21 protein-coding genes are annotated in these 20,614 nt (G+C 28.7%); 9 read left to right on the top strand and 12 right to left on the bottom strand.

The window, feature by feature from the left end; all coding sequences use genetic code 11:
* Nucleotides 1-229: 229 nt before the first annotated feature.
* Both KGF36_RS12330 and KGF36_RS12335 read right to left on the bottom strand, forming a co-directional pair.
* Nucleotides 230-2,329 (bottom strand): heavy metal translocating P-type ATPase, encoded by a 2,100-nt coding sequence (locus KGF36_RS12330; RefSeq protein ID WP_227828796.1) that lies wholly within the window; start codon nucleotides 2,327-2,329, stop codon nucleotides 230-232.
* An 86-nt stretch (nucleotides 2,330-2,415) separates the two neighbouring features.
* The gene (locus tag KGF36_RS12335; RefSeq protein WP_227828795.1) at nucleotides 2,416-2,814 is read right to left on the bottom strand and encodes a DUF6110 family protein; all 399 of its coding nucleotides are present in this window, start codon (nucleotides 2,812-2,814) and stop codon (nucleotides 2,416-2,418) included.
* 724 nt (nucleotides 2,815-3,538) lie between these two features.
* Between KGF36_RS12335 and KGF36_RS12340 the strand changes: the two genes are divergently transcribed.
* The gene (locus KGF36_RS12340) at nucleotides 3,539-3,700 is read left to right on the top strand and encodes a type I toxin-antitoxin system toxin (RefSeq protein WP_227433577.1); all 162 of its coding nucleotides are present in this window, start codon (nucleotides 3,539-3,541) and stop codon (nucleotides 3,698-3,700) included.
* 129 nt (nucleotides 3,701-3,829) lie between these two features.
* Here the strand turns inward: KGF36_RS12340 and KGF36_RS12345 are convergent, their stop codons facing one another.
* The 4 genes from KGF36_RS12345 to KGF36_RS12360 form a co-directional block, all read right to left on the bottom strand.
* A complete protein-coding gene (locus KGF36_RS12345; protein WP_227828794.1) occupies nucleotides 3,830-4,231 on the bottom strand; it encodes an FMN-binding protein in 402 nt (133 codons plus the stop codon).
* A 152-nt stretch (nucleotides 4,232-4,383) separates the two neighbouring features.
* Nucleotides 4,384-5,013 carry a TetR/AcrR family transcriptional regulator gene (locus KGF36_RS12350; protein WP_227828793.1) on the bottom strand — a complete coding sequence of 210 codons (630 nt, stop codon included), beginning with the start codon at nucleotides 5,011-5,013 and terminating at the stop codon, nucleotides 4,384-4,386.
* A gap of 155 nt (nucleotides 5,014-5,168) precedes the next feature.
* Nucleotides 5,169-5,378 (bottom strand): Type 1 glutamine amidotransferase-like domain-containing protein, encoded by a 210-nt coding sequence (locus tag KGF36_RS12355; RefSeq protein ID WP_227828817.1) that lies wholly within the window; start codon nucleotides 5,376-5,378, stop codon nucleotides 5,169-5,171.
* A 330-nt stretch (nucleotides 5,379-5,708) separates the two neighbouring features.
* Nucleotides 5,709-6,428, bottom strand: a complete 720-nt coding sequence (locus KGF36_RS12360) for a CPBP family intramembrane glutamic endopeptidase (protein WP_227854770.1) — start codon at nucleotides 6,426-6,428, stop codon at nucleotides 5,709-5,711.
* A 636-nt stretch (nucleotides 6,429-7,064) separates the two neighbouring features.
* Here KGF36_RS12360 and KGF36_RS12365 point away from each other — a divergent pair.
* The 8 genes from KGF36_RS12365 (at nucleotide 7,065) to KGF36_RS12400 (ending at nucleotide 13,870) form a co-directional block, all read left to right on the top strand.
* Complete coding sequence (locus tag KGF36_RS12365) at nucleotides 7,065-8,399, top strand: phosphoadenosine phosphosulfate reductase (protein WP_227828790.1); 1,335 nt, start codon at nucleotides 7,065-7,067, stop codon at nucleotides 8,397-8,399.
* Nucleotides 8,396-8,923, top strand: a complete 528-nt coding sequence (locus KGF36_RS12370) for an IbrB-like domain-containing protein (protein WP_227828789.1) — start codon at nucleotides 8,396-8,398, stop codon at nucleotides 8,921-8,923. The genes KGF36_RS12365 and KGF36_RS12370 overlap by 4 nt, the downstream gene beginning before the upstream one ends.
* A 293-nt stretch (nucleotides 8,924-9,216) precedes the next feature.
* On the top strand, nucleotides 9,217-9,819 hold the full coding sequence (locus tag KGF36_RS12375) for a lantibiotic immunity ABC transporter MutE/EpiE family permease subunit (RefSeq protein ID WP_227828816.1): 603 nt from the start codon (nucleotides 9,217-9,219) through the stop codon (nucleotides 9,817-9,819).
* 109 nt (nucleotides 9,820-9,928) lie between these two features.
* A complete protein-coding gene (locus KGF36_RS12380) occupies nucleotides 9,929-10,291 on the top strand; it encodes an ATP-binding protein (protein WP_227842731.1) in 363 nt (120 codons plus the stop codon).
* 466 nt (nucleotides 10,292-10,757) lie between these two features.
* Nucleotides 10,758-11,096, top strand: a complete 339-nt coding sequence (locus KGF36_RS12385; RefSeq protein ID WP_227828788.1) for a winged helix-turn-helix transcriptional regulator — start codon at nucleotides 10,758-10,760, stop codon at nucleotides 11,094-11,096.
* Nucleotides 11,089-12,324 carry a beta-ketoacyl-ACP synthase II gene (gene fabF / locus KGF36_RS12390; protein WP_227842730.1) on the top strand — a complete coding sequence of 412 codons (1,236 nt, stop codon included), beginning with the start codon at nucleotides 11,089-11,091 and terminating at the stop codon, nucleotides 12,322-12,324. Before KGF36_RS12385 ends, fabF begins: the two co-directional genes overlap by 8 nt.
* Before the next feature lie 141 nt (nucleotides 12,325-12,465).
* Nucleotides 12,466-13,194 carry a HEAT repeat domain-containing protein gene (locus KGF36_RS12395; protein WP_227854771.1) on the top strand — a complete coding sequence of 243 codons (729 nt, stop codon included), beginning with the start codon at nucleotides 12,466-12,468 and terminating at the stop codon, nucleotides 13,192-13,194.
* 106 nt (nucleotides 13,195-13,300) lie between these two features.
* Complete coding sequence (locus tag KGF36_RS12400; protein WP_227854772.1) at nucleotides 13,301-13,870, top strand: GrpB family protein; 570 nt, start codon at nucleotides 13,301-13,303, stop codon at nucleotides 13,868-13,870.
* Between the two features lie 252 nt (nucleotides 13,871-14,122).
* On the opposite strand, the gene KGF36_RS12405 is transcribed toward KGF36_RS12400, so the two are convergent.
* The 6 genes from KGF36_RS12405 to KGF36_RS12435 all read right to left on the bottom strand — a co-directional run bounded on the left by KGF36_RS12405 (nucleotide 14,123) and on the right by KGF36_RS12435 (nucleotide 20,454).
* Nucleotides 14,123-14,506 (bottom strand): GNAT family N-acetyltransferase, encoded by a 384-nt coding sequence (locus KGF36_RS12405; RefSeq protein ID WP_227854773.1) that lies wholly within the window; start codon nucleotides 14,504-14,506, stop codon nucleotides 14,123-14,125.
* A gap of 295 nt (nucleotides 14,507-14,801) precedes the next feature.
* Nucleotides 14,802-16,136, bottom strand: a complete 1,335-nt coding sequence (locus KGF36_RS20485; protein WP_413894792.1) for a GHKL domain-containing protein — start codon at nucleotides 16,134-16,136, stop codon at nucleotides 14,802-14,804.
* A 20-nt stretch (nucleotides 16,137-16,156) separates the two neighbouring features.
* On the bottom strand, nucleotides 16,157-16,867 hold the full coding sequence (locus tag KGF36_RS12420) for a LytR/AlgR family response regulator transcription factor (protein ID WP_227828781.1): 711 nt from the start codon (nucleotides 16,865-16,867) through the stop codon (nucleotides 16,157-16,159).
* A 195-nt stretch (nucleotides 16,868-17,062) separates the two neighbouring features.
* The gene (locus KGF36_RS12425) at nucleotides 17,063-19,183 is read right to left on the bottom strand and encodes an FtsX-like permease family protein (protein WP_227854774.1); all 2,121 of its coding nucleotides are present in this window, start codon (nucleotides 19,181-19,183) and stop codon (nucleotides 17,063-17,065) included.
* A complete protein-coding gene (locus KGF36_RS12430; RefSeq protein WP_227828779.1) occupies nucleotides 19,173-19,925 on the bottom strand; it encodes an ABC transporter ATP-binding protein in 753 nt (250 codons plus the stop codon). Before KGF36_RS12430 ends, KGF36_RS12425 begins: the two co-directional genes overlap by 11 nt.
* Nucleotides 19,926-20,277: 352 nt before the next feature.
* A complete protein-coding gene (locus KGF36_RS12435; protein ID WP_227828778.1) occupies nucleotides 20,278-20,454 on the bottom strand; it encodes a hypothetical protein in 177 nt (58 codons plus the stop codon).
* Between the last annotated feature and the right edge of the window lie 160 nt (nucleotides 20,455-20,614).

Raw genomic sequence — 20,614 nt, forward strand, 5'->3', positions numbered from 1 at the left:
AGAAATATTATGGAAATTTACCTTTAGTATTGAGTAGTATTGAGAGGTAATATTGAATGGTATTAAGCAGTATTGAATATTATTGAGAAGTAATATTGAAGTAGGTTGATTTTAGTTATAAAATTTAGTCATAAAAGCACTTTTAAATATTATTGTTTAATTGTTTAAAAGTGCTTTTTTAAATATGAATTATAAATTTTTTAGATAGAAATGTGTTATACAATGGGTTTTAATTGTAGTTATAAGTATTAGGTTTATCTAATAAATTTGTCATACTGTTTAAACTTATTCCAACCGTAGAAGCATTATGTAAAAATGCAGATGTACTTGGTCTAATAAATCCACCTACACCAAGAAAAATCAAACCTAAGTTGAAAGCAATAATAAACTTAGAACTTAAACCAATTCTTTTCATAAGTTTATTGCTAATCTGTTTTAAAATAATTAAATTATTTAAGTTATCTGCTGATATAGTAATATCTGAAATTTCTCTTGCTATCTCAGCTCCTTCACTCATTGCAATTCCAACATCTGACTCAGATATAGCAGGAGAATCATTGATTCCATCGCCAATCATAATAACTTTACGACCTTTTAGTTTCTCATCTTTAATAAAATTAGCTTTGTCCTCTGGTAGAACTTCTGAATAATATTCATCTACTCCAATTTTGCTGGCTATAGACTTAGCTGTTTTTTCACTATCACCAGTCATCATTACAATTTTTTTGAGTCCATATTGTCTTAAGTTTGAAATTACATCTTTAGCTTCTGTTCGTAAAGGGTCACTGATACAAATAACAGCTGATAATTTCCCCGATATTGCCATAAATAGGTGAGAATATTCGTCTGAAAGATTATTATATTTATACTCCTCGCCATCTGGTATAATACATTTTTCATCTTCAAATACGAAGTGTTTACTACCTATTATAACCTTTTTATTATCAACTTTTGTTGAAATACCATGTGCAATAATATACTCTACTTCTGTATGCATTTCCTTATGACTTAGACCTTGTTTTTCAGCTTCATGCACTACTGCATTAGCTATAGAATGTGGGAAATGTTCCTCTAAACAAGCAGCTAGTCTTAACATATCTTTTTTATTATAATCTTGGAAGGTAATTATATCTGAAACAGTTGGTTGAGCCTTTGTCAATGTGCCTGTTTTATCAAATACAATAGTATCTGCATATGCAACATTTTCAAGGAATTTCCCACCTTTTACAGCAATATTATAATTGTTACATTCTCTCATAGCTGATAATACAGAAATAGGAATAGAGAGTTTTAATGCACAAGAAAAATCTACCATCAAAATAGAAAGTGCCTTTATAGGATTTCTAGTAACTGCATAAGTAAATAGAGTTCCTAAAAAACTATATGGAACTAGGGTATCTGCTAAATGTTCAAATTTTCCTTCGACAGAAGACTTAAGTTTCTCAGATTCTTCAATCATAGTTACAATTTTTTGAAATCTGGTAGTACCAGCCTTTTCTTTGACACACATTACAATATTACCTTGTTCTATCACAGTTCCAGCATATATGTAAGAGCCTTGTCTTTTATTAACTGCAAGAGATTCACCTGTAAGAGATGCCTGATTAATCATTGCTTCACCAGATTCAATAACTCCATCTAATGGAATCATATTTCCCATATTTACACTAACTAAATCGTTTTCTTTTATTTCTGAAATTGGAACTAAAATTTCAGTATCATCCTTTTTTAACCATACTTTTTCAATATTTAACGACATACTTTGTGCTAAATCATCTATAGATTTTTTTCTAGTCCATTCTTCTAGTAATTCGCCTATACCAAGAAGAAACATCACTGACCCAGCTGTATTCACGTCTTTTCTAAAAATGGAGATACCTATTGCAGTTGCATCCAAAACAGAAATTTCTATCTTTTTATTTAATAAAGAAGAGATACCTTTTTTGAAATATTTTATAGAGTGAAGTCCTATAAAAAAAAATCTTAAAGATTTTGGGAAAAATATCTTAGATACACTCTTTACCAATAGCTTATTTACTAATTTATCCCTGTAGTAATTATTTAACTCTCTACCAGTGTGTTCAGGGACTAATTTTTCTATTTCACTATTATTAAAACTGAACTTAGTGATTTCTTTTATTATAGAGTTTCTTTCACTAGTGTAATAAATAACAGCGTCACCAGTCCTATCATAAACTTTTGCTTTGGTAACACCATTTATAGAAGTCAAATAATATAGTAGAGTATCTGCCTGCTTGTTATTCAATTTACCAAGCTGTAAATCAAAACGTATACGACCTCTGATTTCATGCTTTATATAAAGATTCAATTTACTTCCTCCTGATACTATTAATCATAATACTTGATATTATTAATCATAACACCTGATAGTATTAACCATAATAATCGTTAAATTTATTCTGCTGTGCAAGTACTATTTTTTTCTTCAGTACCATTTTCCTTGATGTCTTCACATTTAATGCTATTAGAATCAGTGTTTTTTTCTACAGTTTGTACATTTTCAGCTTTAAGAGCTTCTTGTACAACTTCAGCATCTTCTTGCACTTTTTTTACTTTAGATGAAGATAATTCTTCTAGTTCATTGATTTCTTTTGCTTCAGCTAAAATATCTTCCATATTTTCTTGGATTTTAGTAGTTGTCTCAAGAACAGAATCCTTAACTTTCAATGCTCCAGCAGTTGCTTTAGTACAAGATTTTTTTACACAATCACTTGAAAGTATTTTGACACCTACAGTACCTAAAAGTACTCCTCCTAAAAATATCCCTGTTTTTTTCATTTTTAAAATATTCATTTTATCGTATCCTTTCATTAAGTTAAATTTTATTTATATATCTTATGTATAGAGTAATAAATGCTAAAAATAGAGTATGATTTTACGAAAGTAGTATTATATAGTTCTATTATATTTTTAAGTGTACTATATGTTTTTGTGTAGTTTTATGTGTTTTTATATAACATATATAATTCTTTTATATTTTAATAATTCTCTTGTATTTTAGAGAATTCTTCTATATTTTAGAAAATTCTTGATATTCATTTCGAAATTTAAAAGTTAATAATAATTATTATTAATAGAATTGTAAAATCATATGACATTTATTACCATTTATGAAATTAAGTATAGCACGCATGAATGTAACTTTCAACAGAAAATGATAATTTATATCAATTATTTGGCTTGTTTTGTGAAAAATATTATTTTATCACTACTCAAGGCTCAATTATTGAAAGTTTTATTTGTAACATATTCCTATAAGTATCACATTGTTTAGAGAAACAAACTTATTCTTGTTTATAGTTGATTTTATTATATTAAATCTAATTTCTAAATAATATTTGATGATAGTAGGTATATATGATGCTGAAAAGAAAAAGGAGTTATTAGAATAAAAACACAGGTAAAATATGGGAAAGTATATGTTATAATATTTATAGCAAGAAGATGTAACCTATAATTTAAGAGTGGAGTTCATACTAGGATAAAACCTACTTCCTAATGAAAGGAGGTGGGAAGTATGAATAACTTTTTACTTAATGTAATAGCTGGCGTTGTTGCTAGTTTAATATTTTACTTAATTTGTAAAGTATTTACGAAAGTAAAAAGCCACTCAACTCGTGGCAAGAGTAAAAGTGGCTGGGAATTTGATTTTAAAATCAAGTTCCATAAGTTTAAATAGCTTCATTTAATTATGAACTTCACTCTACGACGAAATAGATTGTAGTTCTTCTTGCTTTTATTATACCACAAATTGGTACAGATATTCAAAAACAATATTTTTACTCTTATAGAAATTTGTTAAGTATAGTTATCCTTTTATGAGTGCATTTTCGATTGCTTTTTTTATAACTTTACTTGAATTTGTTGCACCTGATACAGCATCTACATCTACTTTTTGCTTGTTAAGTACTTTATCAATAACTTTTTCTGCTGTTTTTCCTCGTTCATTTTTATGTTCCAAAAGGTTAATGCTTGAAATTTTACCACTCTTTACAGTGACTTCTACTTTAGCAGATATGATATTTACATTACATTCTCCAACATAGGTTCCATCAGCAATATCGGAAATATTTACTTTTTTAAAGGTCATATTTTTTACTGTTTGTTTATAATCTTTAACTTGTTTTAAATATATTCCAAGGCATGCAAGTCCTATCAGCAAAACTATAACGATAATACGATAAATGATTTTTTTCTTGCTTACTTTCATTTCTAATACCTCTCAATCCTTTTAGTTAGAGTATTTGGTAATTGTTTTGAATATCTTTTGTTTTAATGGAATTTCAGATATATTCAAATATATAAAGTAATAATGTCTATTATAAGAAATTGTATAGTTGTATATTTGTAGATTTATCTTATCTATTTAGAAATAGAACGATAAAGCATATCAAATCCGTATTTAAGAAATTCCTGTTTAGAAAGTTTTACTTCTTGTTTGATATAAGCTTCTTTATTTGCTACTGTCTGTATAATGCCAGATAACATTCCCCAAAGTGAAAATATAGTAGGCATAATTTCAATATCTTCTCTAAGCTCACCTGATAAGATACCAGCCTTTAGCAACTGTTTTATTTTCTCATTGATTTCTTCACCAACACGGAAGGTTTCTTTTTCCTCAGGTAAGTAGTCGGTATTTTCAAAGTCAATGTTGATTTCATCGAGAGCTATTTTAAAATAAAATGGAAATTCTTCTTGATATTTTAATAGTGCATTGCAGATAAAGTCGTATCTTGTTTTTGTACTTGTTTGTTTTTCTAAAGCAGAAGTGATGTATGTATGCAGTTTTTTCATGCTTTCAAGTACTAATACACCAACAATTTCTTCCTTGTTTTTAAAATATACATATAAGGTTGCTTTACTGTAACCAGCTTTTTTTGCAATATCATCCATTGATGTTGCTTCAATTCCTTTTTGCATAAATAGAATTTGAGCAGCAGAAGCAATGTTTTCACGGTGTACACTTTTTGGCTCTTTTTTTCTTCTTCCCATATCATATTCCTTTCATGAAATTAATTAAACTAGTAGTTTAATTATAATGAGGTTTAGTTTTTTTGTCAATTAGTATTCTAAAACGTATTGCATAAAAAAGCACCAAAGATATGACAAGCCAGTGTTTATCATTCTTTGGTGCTATTTATATTAAATTATTTTAAAATTCTAACACTGTCGTTTTCAATTAATATTGCTTGATTATCATTAATAGCTTTTAATTCTAAAGTTTTAGAATACGCATTTACTATTTTTTCTACAGCTTTTCCAAATTCCCAATTTTGGGAATGTGGTACTACATAAAAATCAATTAAATTCAAGCGAGAGTAGTCTTTTAAGTAGGGAGCTTTTTCTATATAGTCTATTTCAGATGAATATTTATTTTTTTATAATATTACAAATATCTGGAATATAGAGTGTTATATATAGTAGAGCAAATAAAGTTGTTAATAGAGGATTGAGACCTAAAACTAAGCTAATTCCTATATCCATAAGCAATCCTATTGTAAATTTGATACCTTTATTAAGTTTCAATGAAATCACCATCCTTTTATTTTTTATTACCCAATTTAACTAAAAATATATACTAATTAAGTTATAGGGGATAATTTGTAATTAGGTCATAAAAGTGTGTTTTATGATGCGATATAAAATAATATAACATATGTAAAAGAGAGTACAATTTGTGATGATAATTAGAAAATTGAATTTATGATAATAATAATAAAATTATATAACATATGCAAAATAATATCGTACTTAATGTCTTTAGTCTTAATGTAAATATATATAAGTGATGCTGAAATCACTACTCTTGGAAGAATAGACGCTAATAAGGATAAAAATAAATTAAAATTTGGAAAACCAAAACTAGTATAATGCATTATTAAAAACGTTATGAGATTGACTATAATTGTAATCTTAATTACAGTGTTATTTTTCATATCTAGTAAGTTAGACGCAATGTTAAAAAACATACCTCTAAATATTAATTCTTCTATAAATGGTACATATGTAAAAGAACTTATAAAAATGGCAAGACTAAGCTCTGTGTCAGAACCATATTCCTGTGTTAAGTCATATATAATTAATGCTAGTATTTTACAAAATACTATAGATATTATTAATAGTGATAATGTCAATGAGATATATTTTTTGTCATAGTTTAAAAAACTTTTTATAGAAAGTTTTTTGTATGAATCCTCTAGTATACCTTCATTATATACCTTAGCTAATACGAATACGATTATAAAAGAAATTATAAAAGTTGACATAGAATTAATCGTTTGATTTGAGAATAATTTATTGGTTGATTCAAAGGCTGAAGCAATAAGATATACGAAAACTATTAATAAAGATACTAGTATTGCTCCACAAAAATTTAAAAAATACTTTTTTATGTTTGAAAAATTCATAAATCCTCCTAAAAATAATTAATAAAACAATCAATTTAAAAATAATTAACTTGAAAATAATCAATAAAATAATTGACTTGAAAACAATCAATGAAATAATTACCTTGAAAATAATCAATGAAACAATCAATTTAAAAATTAATCAATGAAATAATTAATCTAAAAATAGTTGATTTTTATAAAAATTATTGATGTATGAAATTACGACCTTATAAGTTAATAGTATATTTAAATACTATACATGTCTATATTATTTTAAATATGATATATGTTTATATTATTTTTCTTATAAAACAATAAAAAAAGCAAAGACATTTTTAAAATTTACCTAAGAAATATATAATCTAAAAAATTATAAACTTGGAAAATAAAAATTTGATTTTAAAAATATGTAAAATACAAAATATTGGGCTAAATACTGAAGAAATAATGATAATTATGCTGTTGGAAAATTATGTAAAATAATGGTAAAATATAGTTTATAATAGAAAAATTGATTTATATTATAATTATATTTATTTTTTTTGATTTATGCACTTAGAGGATTCATAATTTATGCTGATTACTACTAAAAGTGCATATATAATATTATGTTATAAGTTTTCATGAACTTCTATTTGAAAGGGGAGATTACAAATGGATAAAAGATATTTGGAATCCAGTGTATTTGAAGCTTTTCAAGACAGACTTTCTTATGTTTTCAGTGAATTTGATTATATCTATGTATCTTTCAGTGGAGGAAAAGATAGTGGTCTATTATTGAATTTAGTTTTGGATTATAAAAGAAAATATAATATAAAATCCAAAATAGGAGTATTTCATCAAGATTTTGAGGCTCAATATAGTATGACAACAGAATATGTTGAAAAAATGTTTGAAGACAATCTTGAAGATATTGAACCATATTGGGTATGTCTGCCAATGGCTACGAGAACAGCTGTAGGTAATCATGAAATGTTTTGGTATCCATGGGATGATGAGAAAGAAGAATTATGGGTAAGAAGAATGCCAAACAAAGAATACGTAATAAATCAAGAAAGTAATCCTTTTACCTACTATAAATATAAGATGAAGCAGGAAAGTTTGGCAAAGCAATTTGGTAGGTGGATGAGAGACAAGCATAAGGGTGCAAAAATTGTTTGTTTACTTGGAACAAGAGCCTCGGAATCCTTACAACGTTATTGTGCTATTGTGAATAAACAGCATGGATATAAAGGCAAGTGTTGGATAACAAAGGAGTTTAAAAATGTATGGACAGCATCTCCTTTATATGACTGGGGACTAGAAGATGTTTGGGTAGCCAATTATAAATTCGACTATGAATACAATAAAATCTATGATTTGTTCTATAAAGCTGGATTGCCTCCAAGAAAAATGAGAGTAGCATCTCCTTTCAATGATTCAGCAAAAGAGAGTTTAAATTTATATAAGATATTGGACCCAGAAGTATGGGTGAAATTGGTTGCTAGAGTACAAGGGGCTAATTTTACTTCTATTTATGGAAAAACAAAAGCTATGGGGTATCGTAGTGTAAAGTTGCCAGAAGGACATACATGGAAAAGTTTCACTTATTTTCTGCTTGATACTCTACCTGAAAATATAAGAAATAATTATATTAAAAAATTTTCAACATCTATTGACTTCTGGAATAATAAAGGCGGAGGTTTGCCAGAAATCGCTATATGTGAGTTGATAAGAAAAGGGTATAATATAGAAAGAAATGGAATTTCTAATCATACAAAAGATAAAAAAAGTAGAGTTATATTCTTAGGAGATATACCTGATGATACAGATGATATTAAATTTACTAAAGATATACCAAGTTGGAAAAGAATGTGTTATTGTATTTTGAAAAATGACCATATGTGTAAGTTTATGGGATTTAGTCCTACAAAAGAGCAAAGAATGAAAACAGAGTACATTAAGAAAAAGTATGAAAAATTTTTTGAGATAGGAGTTAAGATGCTATGAAGTATAAAAGTCCTGTATATGAAATTATCGCTGTCCCGATTGAAAAGATAGAATCTAACGACTATAATCCAAATGCAGTGGCTCCACCAGAAATGCAGTTATTGTATAAAAGTATAAAAGAAGATGGATATACAATGCCGATTGTTTGTTATTATAATCCAGAAAATGACAAATATGTTATTGTAGATGGTTTTCATAGATATCGAATAATGCTTGAAAATAAGGATATATATGATAGAGAAGGTGGAGTACTTCCTGTTTCAGTAATTGATAAATCACTTGATGAGAGAATGGCAAGTACTATTCGTCACAATCGTGCAAGAGGTTCACATAATGTGGATTTAATGAGCAATATTATAAAGGAACTTTGTGATATTGGAAAATCTGATAAATGGATATCAAAGCACTTAGGGATGGATATTGAGGAGATTCTTAGATTAAAGCAAATAACTGGATTATCCTATTTATTTAAAGATAAAGAGTTTGGACGTGCATGGATTCCTTTTGATTCTGATACTAAATAAGATAATTAAAAAGATATGTTTTTAGTCTAAATACTATAGAAATACTATTAACCTTTTTGGAGCAGTGTTTTAAAGAACTATGAAGAAGTGTTTTAAAGAACTATGAAGAAGTGTTTTAAAGAAATATGAAGCAGTATATTAAAGAAAATATACTTGAGTTTAAAGCTTTTGAATAAATACAAGTATTGAGAATAGAGTAGTGTAAGATATAAATACATAATATTAACAAAGAAAAAGAGTAGGATGATATCCTGCTCTTTTTCTTTGTTAGTACTGCTTAACTTTTTTCATTTATAAATAAATATTCGTGGCAACTTGTATTTTTACCTCTTGGTATGGGATTATTTGCAACTTTGGTAGCTGGTCAGGAAAGAAAAGCTGGGAATTATCGCACTTTGTGTGCATATAATGTTTCACCTATGACTATTTGGATTAATAAGATTATGGCTATGGCAGTTTACACTCTGCTTTCAACACTAGTTTTGATAGTTGCAACAATCATTAGTGGTTTGTTTTTATCAGAAGGAGCAATCCCATTTGGAAAGATTATTGCTGGAGGCTTTGTTTGTTGGTTTGTTTCTCTTACACTTATTCCTATTCAGTTGTGGGCAGCTACATGGAAAGGAACATTCTTAAGTATGGGAATTGCACTTGTAGGTATGATGGTAAGTGTTCTTACAGCAATAAAATCTTTATGGTTTGCAGTACCATGGAGTTGGGCTATGAGGCTGATGTGTCCTATTGTTGGTGTGCATCCAAATGGAGCTATTTTGGAGACTGGAAATCCCCTTTTAGATTCATCTGTGATTCCTGTTGGAATTATCGTATCCATGGTTGTATTTGTTGTAATTACAGTAATTACAAGCATTTGGTTTAATAGGAGGGAAGTAAAATGATAGGAGTATTATCATCAGAGTGGCTAGAAACAAAACGTACAGCAATTCGTTGGCTTACATTTTTTATGCCTGTAGTCATTATATTCAAAGTGATGTAGAAGAACCTATCTTGATTGATATAGAGAAATTGGAAAGAATCTTTGATAATATCGTATCCAATAGTCTGCAATATACTCCGGAAGGTGGAAAAATCAAAATATCAGCAAAGGCAGAAAAAGAATATATCTCATATGAGATTTGTGATTCTGGTACTGGATTCAGTGCTAAAGATATGCATAAAGTTTTTGAAAAATTTTATAGAGGTGATGAGGCTAGACAAACTGAAGGTGGACATTCTGGCTTAGGGTTGTACATTGTCAAGCAATTAGTTAAGATGCTTGGTGGTTCAATCAGAATAGAAAATGCGGAATATGGTGGTACATGTGTGATATTTCAGCATAAAATATTTGATGAAAGGGAAGTGGAAGAGTAATCTTCCCACACTTACTTAGATTTGACAATAATGTCATACTTTCCATGATGGTTAAATTCTTAATCTCTAATCATTCATCTTTAATTTTTTATTGGGTAAATATTATAAATATATTAATACGTGATTATGTTAAGTATATAAAAGAGGTATCAGCAATATGTTGATACCTCTTGTTGTATTGAAGTATGGAAAGAAAATATCTTATAAGTTCTTAAATGAATATATAAAGTTTGTGGAATAAATACAAAGTGCTTCTTAAATGAATATAAATAGATTTTACAATGAATATATAAAGTTTCTACAAATAAATACAAAGAGTTTTTTAAATGAATATATAAAGCTTCTATAATAAATACAGAAGCTTTTTACAAATAAAATCTGTTACCTTGACGTAGTAAATATAGTATCATATAATTATACTAACTAAAAGTGAGTATATAACTTTAAGTTAGTTAAGGAGGATAATATGAAAAAATATTTACCTGCTTGTCCAGTAGAAATCACACTGCAAATGATAGGTGATAAATGGAAGTTTTTAATATTAAGAGAATTAATAAGTGGAAAAAAGCGTTTTGGTGAATTAAGTAAATCAATTGAAAATATAAGTCAAAAAATGTTATCGCAGAATCTAAAGAGTATGGAGGATGAAGGCTTGGTGCATCGTGAAGTCTATGCACAAGTTCCACCTAAAGTTGAATATTCTTTAACTGAATTAGGTATGACTTTGCGTCCTATATTAGTTTCTTTAGTTGAATGGGGTAATATGTATAAAGAGTATAATAAAAAGGAGAGTAAATATGAATAGAGTTGTAATAACTGGCGTTGGGGTAGTATCCCCTATTGGAAATAATATTGAAGAGTTTTGGGGTAATGTAAAACAAGGAAATCATGGTATACAGATGATTGATAGATTTGATACTACGGATTTATCTGTAAAAGTAGCAGGGCAAGTAAAAGATTTTAATCCTTTGTTATCATTTTCTAAGAAAGAGATTAGACACAATGACTTGTATTGTCAATATGCAGTTGAAGCAACAAGACAAGCAATTTCTGACTGTGGAACTGATTTTAAAGAACTTGACCCTTATCGTATAGGTGTAATAGTTGGTAGTGGTATAGGTGGAATACATACTTTTGAAAGTGAATATAGAAAGTTTGTAGAAAAGGGTGGGAGACGTGTCTCTCCATACACAATACCAATGTTAATATCAAATATGGCTGCTGGAACTATTGCCATTAAATATGGATTTAAAGGAATTAATTATGCTTTGGTCTCTGCTTGTGCAACATCTACTCATACAATAGGTGAAGCATTTACAGCTATTAAACATGGACGATTGGATGTCTGTGTGGCTGGTGGTTCTGAAGCATGTATAACTGAATTTACATTGGCTGGATTTAATAATATGAAAGCTTTGAGTAATAGCGATAATCCTGATAGAGCGTCAATTCCTTTTGATAAAGACAGAGATGGATTTGTCATGGGTGAAGGAGGAGCTGTTTTGATATTAGAAAGCTTGGAGAATGCTAAAAAAAGAAATGCTAAGATTTATGCTGAAGTAGTGGGTTATGGTGTAACAGAAGATGCATATCATATTACTAGTCCAGACCCTACAGGAGAAGCAGCTTGCCAAGCAATTTTAATGGCGTGTAATGAAGGTGGAATCAATCCAAGTGAAATTGACTATATAAATGCACATGGTACATCTACTCCAATTAATGATAAATACGAAACCATTGCGATAAAGTTAGCATTAAAAGAGGCTTCTGAAGATGTACTTATTAGTTCAACAAAATCAATGACAGGACATTTATTAGGTGCAGCTGGAGCTTTGGAGGCAATAGTTTGTGTAAAATCTATAGATGAGGGATTTGTTCCTATGACTGTAGGGTATAAAAATTTTGACCCAGATTGTGATTTAAATTATGTTGTAGAGGGTGGTATTGAGAAAGATGTGAGATATACACTTTCTAATTCTTTAGGTTTTGGTGGACATAATGCAACTATTTGTTTGAAGAAGTTTGAGGAGTAGGAGTTTTTTGGAGCATGTGAGAAGCCTACCGAGAGATGCAAAGGAAGTATATTAGATTGTTGTAAGTAATATTAAATTGTTAAATTAAAACTTGTTAGCTATAAGATGGAATTTAATTTATTAATAATATGAGGTTAATTTATGAAAAGTAATAATGAAGATTGGATAAAGCGAGGTTTTATTACAGAAGAATATATCAATAAATTTCAATCGTATTCAGATGAAGAGTTATTAGAACTAGCAAATTCATCAAAAGCAGTTGAAAGGTCAGTTTCTATAAACTTAATGTCAAAAAGATATGGAGTCGAAAATAAAGAATTTGTAGAATTTTTGTTAGGAAAGCTTTGTGGTGAAAAATTTCTATATACGAAGATTGAGATTTGTAATGCCCTTGAAAAGGGTAATACTTATACTGCAAAACAGATGATTAAATATCTTGGAATAATAGGAAACAATCAACATAAATATTTGCCAGACAAGGTTTCTAAAAAGAAGAGTTACCCATTGGCAAGGGATATAATTGCGAGAAGTTTAGCAAGGATGAATGTAGAGGTTTTACCTGCATTGTTTGATGTTTTAGAGAGTGATGATAGGATTAAGATTTCTGAATTAATTGATGCGATAGGATTTATGATATTTTATAATCAAGAGGTAGCTAGTGAGTATTATTTTAAAAAGATTGTAAGTGTAATGGAAAAGTATTCGGAAGATGATTTAATTATTTGGAAATGTGTAATGTGCCTTTCTTCTTTTAAGACTCAAGAAAGTATAGATATTCTTGAGCAAGTTTTATATAGTGATAAAAATGATTTAATAAAAAATGAAGCTGAGTGTTCTCTAAGTAAGATTAAAAAAGAGATAAAGTTGTAGAAATAAAATCAAAATTAATAAAATCGTAGAAATTAATAAAATCAAAAGCAATAAAATTGTATAAAGAACAATTAAATTTACTAATCTAAAAGGGAGTAACTGATTTATGAAAAAACAATTGCCAGATATGACATTAGAAGAATTATGGGAGCTATTTCCTATATTTTTAACTAATCATAGGGAATGTTGGAAAGATTGGTTTGAAGAAGAAGAATCTAGACTAACTGAACTACTTCCTATGCAAAAAATTGTGAGAATAAGTCATATTGGAAGTACTTCTGTGAATACAATTTATGCAAAACCGATTGTTGATATATTGATTGAGATAAAGCCTGACTGCAACATGCAAAAGATTAAAGAATTAACTGAGTCAAATGGCTATATTTGCATGTCTGAAAGTGGTGAGAGGGTTTCACTTAATAAAGGATATACAGTAGATGGGTTTGCAGAACGGGTTTTTCATTTACATATAAGGTGTGCAGGAGATAATGATGAATTATTTTTTAGAGATTATTTGATTGATAATCCAAGTGTTGCGAAGGAATATGAAAGTCTTAAGTTGAAATTATGGAAGGAATATGAGCATAATCGTGATGCTTATACAGATAATAAATCAGATTTTGTTAAAGAGGTTACTGAAAAGGCTAGGGAATTGTATTCTAATAGATACAGTTAGGATATTATTTGCCATATTTAAGTTTAATATATTTAAATTTAAGTTTAGATAAGTTTACAAGGAAGTACATGTAGATAGTGAAGCAGGTTGTTGGTAACAAATATCGTATGCTCCTAGAGAGGGGAGTAGTCAACCAATCAAGTCTTAAATTAATGGGCTTAACCGTTGACTGACTCGACTGACTTTACTATCTTCCCAGCAAATTAGGATTTGTCAATTCAATTTCATGTATAGAAGTAGATATGGTTTTACTTAGAAATTTGTCTTTTTTATCATATATGATTGCATATCTTTTTGACAACCGTTCTTTTCATAAAATTCTTCTACTCCTGGCTGTGCACCAAAGTATAGTGATGTCGGTGTGTGGACTTTGGCCAGGTTTAACAATTTGCTTCCAATACCTTTCTTTTGAAACTCTGGTAAAACCAGCAGTTCTGTGATTGTACCAAAATAATAACCATCAGATAATATTCTGATGCACCCAATAAGGCGGTTTTCTTCATATGCTGTAATATTGATTGTTTTTTTCAATGCCTTCTGTGTTTTTTCAACGTCATATTTGCCAGGCCAAACACTGTTGGCCAAAGATAGGAAGACCTTAGCATCCAATTCATAATCATCAACAATATATTTCATGATTATTCTCCTTAAAAAATTTTTATTTTCAATATTATATCATTCAAGCTATGAAATAACAATCACATTCAAAACTCTATTTTCACACCTTATCCATAATCTTTTTCGCTAAATGCTGAAACTTCTCAGAGGTTTTCTCGTTCATCGACATGACCTGTCCAATTTGTCTGGCAATCAGTGACCTGCAAGTGGAACTTGATAATGTGGGCAGTGAGATTGAAAAGCTGGTGTATAGTTTAATGGGTGCAAACAATGTCCTGCTTTCTTATTGTACAATATGATTTTCAGCTTAACACTAACATAACCTAATATAAAGAAATAAAGAAAAATCTGTATCAGTATAAGAAATGTTCAACTCTCCACTATACTTATCAACAATTTCCTTGATATTTTCAACACCATATCCATGAGATTTACTATTATCTTTATCTGAAATAAATAAGCCATGTTTTTTAGTGATAGTATTTACCTTGTTATTTGTCAATAAATAACTAAAATATTCATTTTCACAACGTGCTTTTAATATCACTTTTCTATTGGATAAGTCGGGAATCTTTAAGGATGCTTCGATAGCATTATCCAAAGAGTTTGAAAAAATAGTACATAAATCCATTGGCTCTATACCAAAGTGATTGTCTATATCTATATTAAAATGAACATCAACACCATTTTCTTCCAACTTTGCATGACGAAGATTTAAAATTGAATTAAGGGCTGGATTTTTACAAAACTGCTTACCACTTAAAGTCCCAAAACCAAGTTTTAATTGTGTAAAATAATCTTTAGCTCCATCAATATCTTCAACCTCTAAATAAGATTCAATCATTTGGAAGTGGTTATTTATGTCATGTCGTATTTTGCGTATCTGAACCTGTTGATTCTCTAGTAAGTCGTAATATTCTTCTTTTATATGATTCGATTGATTTTCTAACTTCATCTTTACATTTTCAATTAGTGGATTTAAAAGAAGTATTACACCAATATTAGCTATAATTGCAGATAAAATAATTAGATAAGTACCATAAGGCAAGTTACCTAAAATAATATTATCCTTACCCATAGGAATTAAATTAGTAGGTGGTAAAATAATGGCGATTAATATTGATAAAAACGAAGACATACATACAACATCAATAAAAATCCATATGCGATTTGTAAGGTACTGTTTTATATTAACTAATCTATTTTTTAAGAAAAAATGTATCAAAAACCATAAAAATGCTTTAATTATGGCAGAAACTATCTTAACAATTGAAAGTATTGCAGTATACTCAATTGAGCTTACAAGTTCTCTATATAGAGGATTGTTTATAAAAAGAAAATTAATACCAACTATAATAGGATAGAGTATCATTATAACTGATATTATAGGAATCAACCTACTTTTACTACAGACTATAAGGAGTATAAAATATCCAAGTAGTGTAAAGAGGATATTTACAGGGTCAGAAAGCCATATTATCATTTGAGTGATAATAGAATAACCCAAAATCAATATTATTTTAAAAATCCAGTGTTTCCTAAAGTCTATAAAATAAGATGTTAGCTTATAAAGAAAAAAAGCTATAAAAATGCTAATTAAAACTGTAATATAAATTGTAGCGTTTGATATTATTGAATAAGTATCCATTTGAAAAACCTTTCTAAAAATTAAGATTCTAGCATATGTCTTGCAAATTTTCCTACAACTTCTTGATATTTTTGACGACTTATAGGAATTTTTTCATTTTGTACTTTAGCATACGTCTGATTTACACTGTCTACATAGTTTAAGTTGACAATATATCTCTGATGTGTACGTATAAAATTAGATGGAAGGATGTCTTCCATGTCATTTAGTTTTCCATAATATTCTAAAGATTTGTCAGGGGTTACTACAGTCAACTTTCTTAATTCACTTTTGAAGTAGAGAATGTCTTTTGTATTGATTTTACAAAGGTTAGTTCCAATCTGAACTGTAATAAAGTGTTCTTTCCATTGTTCTAATTTTTTTAGTGCTTCTTTTAAGACTTCACATATTTTTTCACTTTTATAAGGTTTTAAGATATAGTTTAAAGCTCCTACATCATATCCATGAAACACATAGTCAGAAAAACCTGTGACAAAGATAATTATAGTATCTTTTGAGTATTTTCGGATGACTTTTGCTATATCAACTCCATTAATTTCTCCAAGTTCAATATCCAAAAAAATGATGTCCATATAATAATTTTCGTGTTCTAGGTTGTATATTAGACTTTCGCCATTTGAGTGTTCTTTTATCTGGCAGGGATAGCCCCACAAATCCATTTCTCTTGTGATGATTTTGTTTAGCATACTTCTTTGTTGTTTTTCGTCATCACAAATACAAATTGAAATCAATGAGTATTCTCCTTTCAAGTTTTATATTTATATAATTAAGTATATAATAAATTGAGATACCTAGATATATAAAAGAGAAAATATATCTAGGTAGCAAAGTAGAATCTTATTTAAATAAGTTTTAACTAGAATCGTACAGATAAAAATTATATAGATGTACTTAGAGAAGCCTTATCTAGAATCATTTAAGCAAACTTATTTTGAAATCCCAATAATTTCTTTGAATTTTTTATAAGTCAACCGATATATAAGGTACATATAAACCCCACAAATCGCTAGCAAACCTAGATTTATCAGAAGAGCATTGACTTCACTATGAACAATTCTACCATCATTGTTTACCATAATCATAAAGTTAAAAAGATATATTACAAAACTTCCAGTAATAAGAGGGTACGAAAAGACTTTCTTTAATTGGTTGCGAATACAGAATTTTATATAGTCGTTGTTAGCACCTAATCGATTTAAGTCTATAAAAATTTGTTTGTGATTTACTGCTATTGTAACACCTCTTGTATATGCAATGATTCCCACAGCCGTAAAGCAGATGATACCTACATAGATAAATAACATTAAGAATACTGCCGTATTTTTTATCATATCTTGACTCTGTAAAATTTTAAAATTAGGATAGTACTTCCATTGGAGATATAATTGATTATTATCTGGAGTTAATTTTAAAGAACCTTCTCCACTTGGATACTCTTCATCCATAAAATATTTTTGACCAGCTGATTCATAGCGTTTTTTCACATATTCATCATAACTAGTGTATTTTCCCATTTCCTTAGGTGTTCTTTTTATAGTCTCTGCCTTTAAATCACTAGCAAAAGCATAGGTATCTGTAGCTTTATCTACATCAAATAGGACAGAATTATTGTAATTGTTTATAGATAAACCTTTAGTAAATGTGTTGTAATCATCTTCACTAAGGACATAAGCATTCATACCAGCATTTTGAAAGAAAGAACCATTAAATATTAGGCTTCCAGCGTATTTAAAAGGAGTTTCTTTTTCTGTGGCTGGGCTTGATATAAATTTTGGAAAATCATAATCTCTATTTTCATTCCCTTTACTTACAACAGCAAGATATTCGCCATTTTTTATAGTGATAGGTTTACCAATTAATTTAGAGAAATCCTTAGAATTAAAGAACATAGCTAAAGAATGTTTTTTCATATATACATCATCAATAGTTCTATCTTTATTAAATATTGATTCTGTACCATCTACAATTAATTCAATAGAAGGAAGTTCCATGTAGTTTTGGATTTTTACGTTATGCTTATCTGCCAACTGTTCAATTTCTTTTTTTGATATTTGATTTACACTTTGATTATAAGTGAACGTGTAATCTATAGGATTCTTTTTAATATTTTCGTTAATTCCTGTAACCATATTAGGTACATAGAATACAGCAAATAAGGCTCCTGCAATTAAAAATGCAATAACACACATATTTTTTACTGTTTGTTTGCCCATAAATCGCATCATACTAGTAGATATAATGTTCTTATAGTATTTTTCTGGATGTTTTCCTCTTTTTGCATGTACCACTACATATGTCATAATCATGTAAATTCCAACAGCAGAGAATATGTAAGTGATGCTCCATATAGATGGCAACCTGTAATTAAGTTTATTTATGACTATTGAAGGTACGACATAACCTAGAAGAAGTCCTAATACCATAAAAAATGCTCCCAATATACCATACCAACTTTTCACTTCATGAACTGGTTCAGAGATTCTTTGGTCATTTAGTATATCAATTATATTTGTACGATTAATGAATTTTACTGAAAGTAAGAAAATACATAGAGTTACAAATATACAAAATATGAAACCATATATAAATCCTTGAGTTCCAAATTGGTACGCCATTTCTCTTGTATCAATAATTACTAATTGGAATATCTTCCATATACCAAAAGATACAGGTATACTTAATATAAGACCTAAAAGACAACAGACTATTGAAATAAGTAGTATTTCTGAAAATAGAATCTTTTTCAAATTTTTCTTATCTGTTCCTAGAGCCATAAAAATACCAATTTCTCTACTTTTAAATTTTAAAAATAGGGAAGAGGCATAAGTAGTAAAAACAGCACATCCTAATATAGCAACTGCAAATATCATTATGGCTTGTTTTCTACTATCTCCACCAGTTGGAAGGATTGTTTGTACTGTAGGGCTAAAATAAATTAAAGCATATGAAGTTACTAAGACTACAGACAGTATTATACAAAAGAATAATATTGTATAGTTTTTCCAATTGTAGGCTCGAAGTTTTCCATATAATTTATTAATTGTCATCTTGACCGCCTCCCATTTCTTTTAAAAGTTCCAACAATTCGTCTAGGAATTCACGTCTTGAATTTGATTTTACGACTTCTTTGTAAACCATTCCATCTTTAAGGACAATAACACGGTCACAAAAACTTGCAGCAAAGCTATCATGTGTAACCATGAATATAGTAGCATCTAGTTCTTGTTTGGCTTTTAGGAATGAGTCAATTACTGTACGACAAGATTTGCTATCAAGATTACCAGTTGGTTCATCTGCTAATATCAAATCTGGATTGTTCATAAGAGCTCTTGCTACGGCGGTACGTTGTTTTTCACCACCGGATATTTCGGCAGGGTATTTTTTGCGTATATGTTCAATACCAAATAACTTGCATAGACTAGTAGCACGGTTTTCCATTTGTATAACTTGACCACCTTTGATAATTTGTGGAACACAGATATTTTCAAAGACACTAAGACCATCAAACAGCATAAAATCTTGGAATACAAATCCCAACTGCTGATTTCTAACTTCGGAAAGTTCTTTTTCTTGTAGGTTTCTTATATTATTGTTTCCAAGAGTTATTTCACCTTCATCAATTGGTATAAAGCATGAAATGCAGTTTAAGAGAGTTGTCTTTCCACTTCCAGATGCACCCATGATTGCAACGAATTCACCTTTATTGATTTCAAAAGAAATATTTTTTAATACAGGGTACGTTTTATTACCTGTCTTGTATGATTTACATAAATTGTTTACTTTAAGCATATATATCATCCTCGCTTTCATTTATCTTGTAAGTCAATGATAGCATTTGAAAGGGGTCTGGGAATATAAGTCTCGTTGTAAGAATTGGGTGTTTTTTTGTAATGTTTGAATTAGAAAAATTGTTGAGAGGGTATTGCTACGATTATTTAGATAAAAGGTATGCTGATATGTAAAGGGTAGACTATTATAATTGTTTAGATAAAATTTATGTTAATGCGGTTGTACTTATTTTAATCAATAGAAAAGAGTATTATTGTGATAGTATAAAAACTAGTTGCCTAAAAAGCTTCTATATGATAACTTGAAGACAACATAAAATAATTATATGTTTTTATCTTATGATATAAAAACACTATTTTTTTACTAAAAAAGCTACCACAATCAATAACGAAAATACAATTGAAAGTATTGAAAAAGTAAAGTGAGAATTTGAGTCATTGTTGCGATTATTAAGTTTTATCCAGAGTCCGCATATAATTGTACATACTAATAAAACTGCTGATATTATCCCTATAAATGTAAAAAACATTAAAATTCCCCCTTTATTTAATGTAAGTATTTGAGTCTATGAGAATATCTTTAAGTTATGTCAGAGTTATGTATCAAAACTAAATAGACATATAGTTAAACAAACATATAATTAAATATACATATAACTAAGTAGACATATAATTAAACTGAAATAGTAC

This window comes from Clostridioides sp. ZZV14-6009, from assembly GCF_020658095.1.
GTDB lineage: Bacteria > Bacillota > Clostridia > Peptostreptococcales > Peptostreptococcaceae > Clostridioides.

What these genes read in the sequence shown, in the direction of transcription:
- KGF36_RS12335 (WP_227828795.1), bottom strand. Translation starts at nt 2,814, where the DNA reads ATGAATATTTTAAAAATGAAAAAAACAGGGATATTTTTAGGAGGAGTA.
- KGF36_RS12340 (WP_227433577.1), top strand. Translation starts at nt 3,539, where the DNA reads ATGAATAACTTTTTACTTAATGTAATAGCTGGCGTTGTTGCTAGTTTA.
- KGF36_RS12345 (WP_227828794.1), bottom strand. Translation starts at nt 4,231, where the DNA reads ATGAAAGTAAGCAAGAAAAAAATCATTTATCGTATTATCGTTATAGTT.
- KGF36_RS12350 (WP_227828793.1), bottom strand. Translation starts at nt 5,013, where the DNA reads ATGGGAAGAAGAAAAAAAGAGCCAAAAAGTGTACACCGTGAAAACATT.
- KGF36_RS12360 (WP_227854770.1), bottom strand. Translation starts at nt 6,428, where the DNA reads ATGAATTTTTCAAACATAAAAAAGTATTTTTTAAATTTTTGTGGAGCA.
- KGF36_RS12365 (WP_227828790.1), top strand. Translation starts at nt 7,065, where the DNA reads ATGGATAAAAGATATTTGGAATCCAGTGTATTTGAAGCTTTTCAAGAC.
- KGF36_RS12370 (WP_227828789.1), top strand. Translation starts at nt 8,396, where the DNA reads ATGAAGTATAAAAGTCCTGTATATGAAATTATCGCTGTCCCGATTGAA.
- KGF36_RS12385 (WP_227828788.1), top strand. Translation starts at nt 10,758, where the DNA reads ATGAAAAAATATTTACCTGCTTGTCCAGTAGAAATCACACTGCAAATG.
- fabF (WP_227842730.1), top strand. Translation starts at nt 11,089, where the DNA reads ATGAATAGAGTTGTAATAACTGGCGTTGGGGTAGTATCCCCTATTGGA.
- KGF36_RS12395 (WP_227854771.1), top strand. Translation starts at nt 12,466, where the DNA reads ATGAAAAGTAATAATGAAGATTGGATAAAGCGAGGTTTTATTACAGAA.
- KGF36_RS12400 (WP_227854772.1), top strand. Translation starts at nt 13,301, where the DNA reads ATGAAAAAACAATTGCCAGATATGACATTAGAAGAATTATGGGAGCTA.
- KGF36_RS12405 (WP_227854773.1), bottom strand. Translation starts at nt 14,506, where the DNA reads ATGAAATATATTGTTGATGATTATGAATTGGATGCTAAGGTCTTCCTA.
- KGF36_RS20485 (WP_413894792.1), bottom strand. Translation starts at nt 16,136, where the DNA reads ATGGATACTTATTCAATAATATCAAACGCTACAATTTATATTACAGTT.
- KGF36_RS12425 (WP_227854774.1), bottom strand. Translation starts at nt 19,183, where the DNA reads ATGACAATTAATAAATTATATGGAAAACTTCGAGCCTACAATTGGAAA.
- KGF36_RS12430 (WP_227828779.1), bottom strand. Translation starts at nt 19,925, where the DNA reads ATGCTTAAAGTAAACAATTTATGTAAATCATACAAGACAGGTAATAAA.
- KGF36_RS12435 (WP_227828778.1), bottom strand. Translation starts at nt 20,454, where the DNA reads ATGTTTTTTACATTTATAGGGATAATATCAGCAGTTTTATTAGTATGT.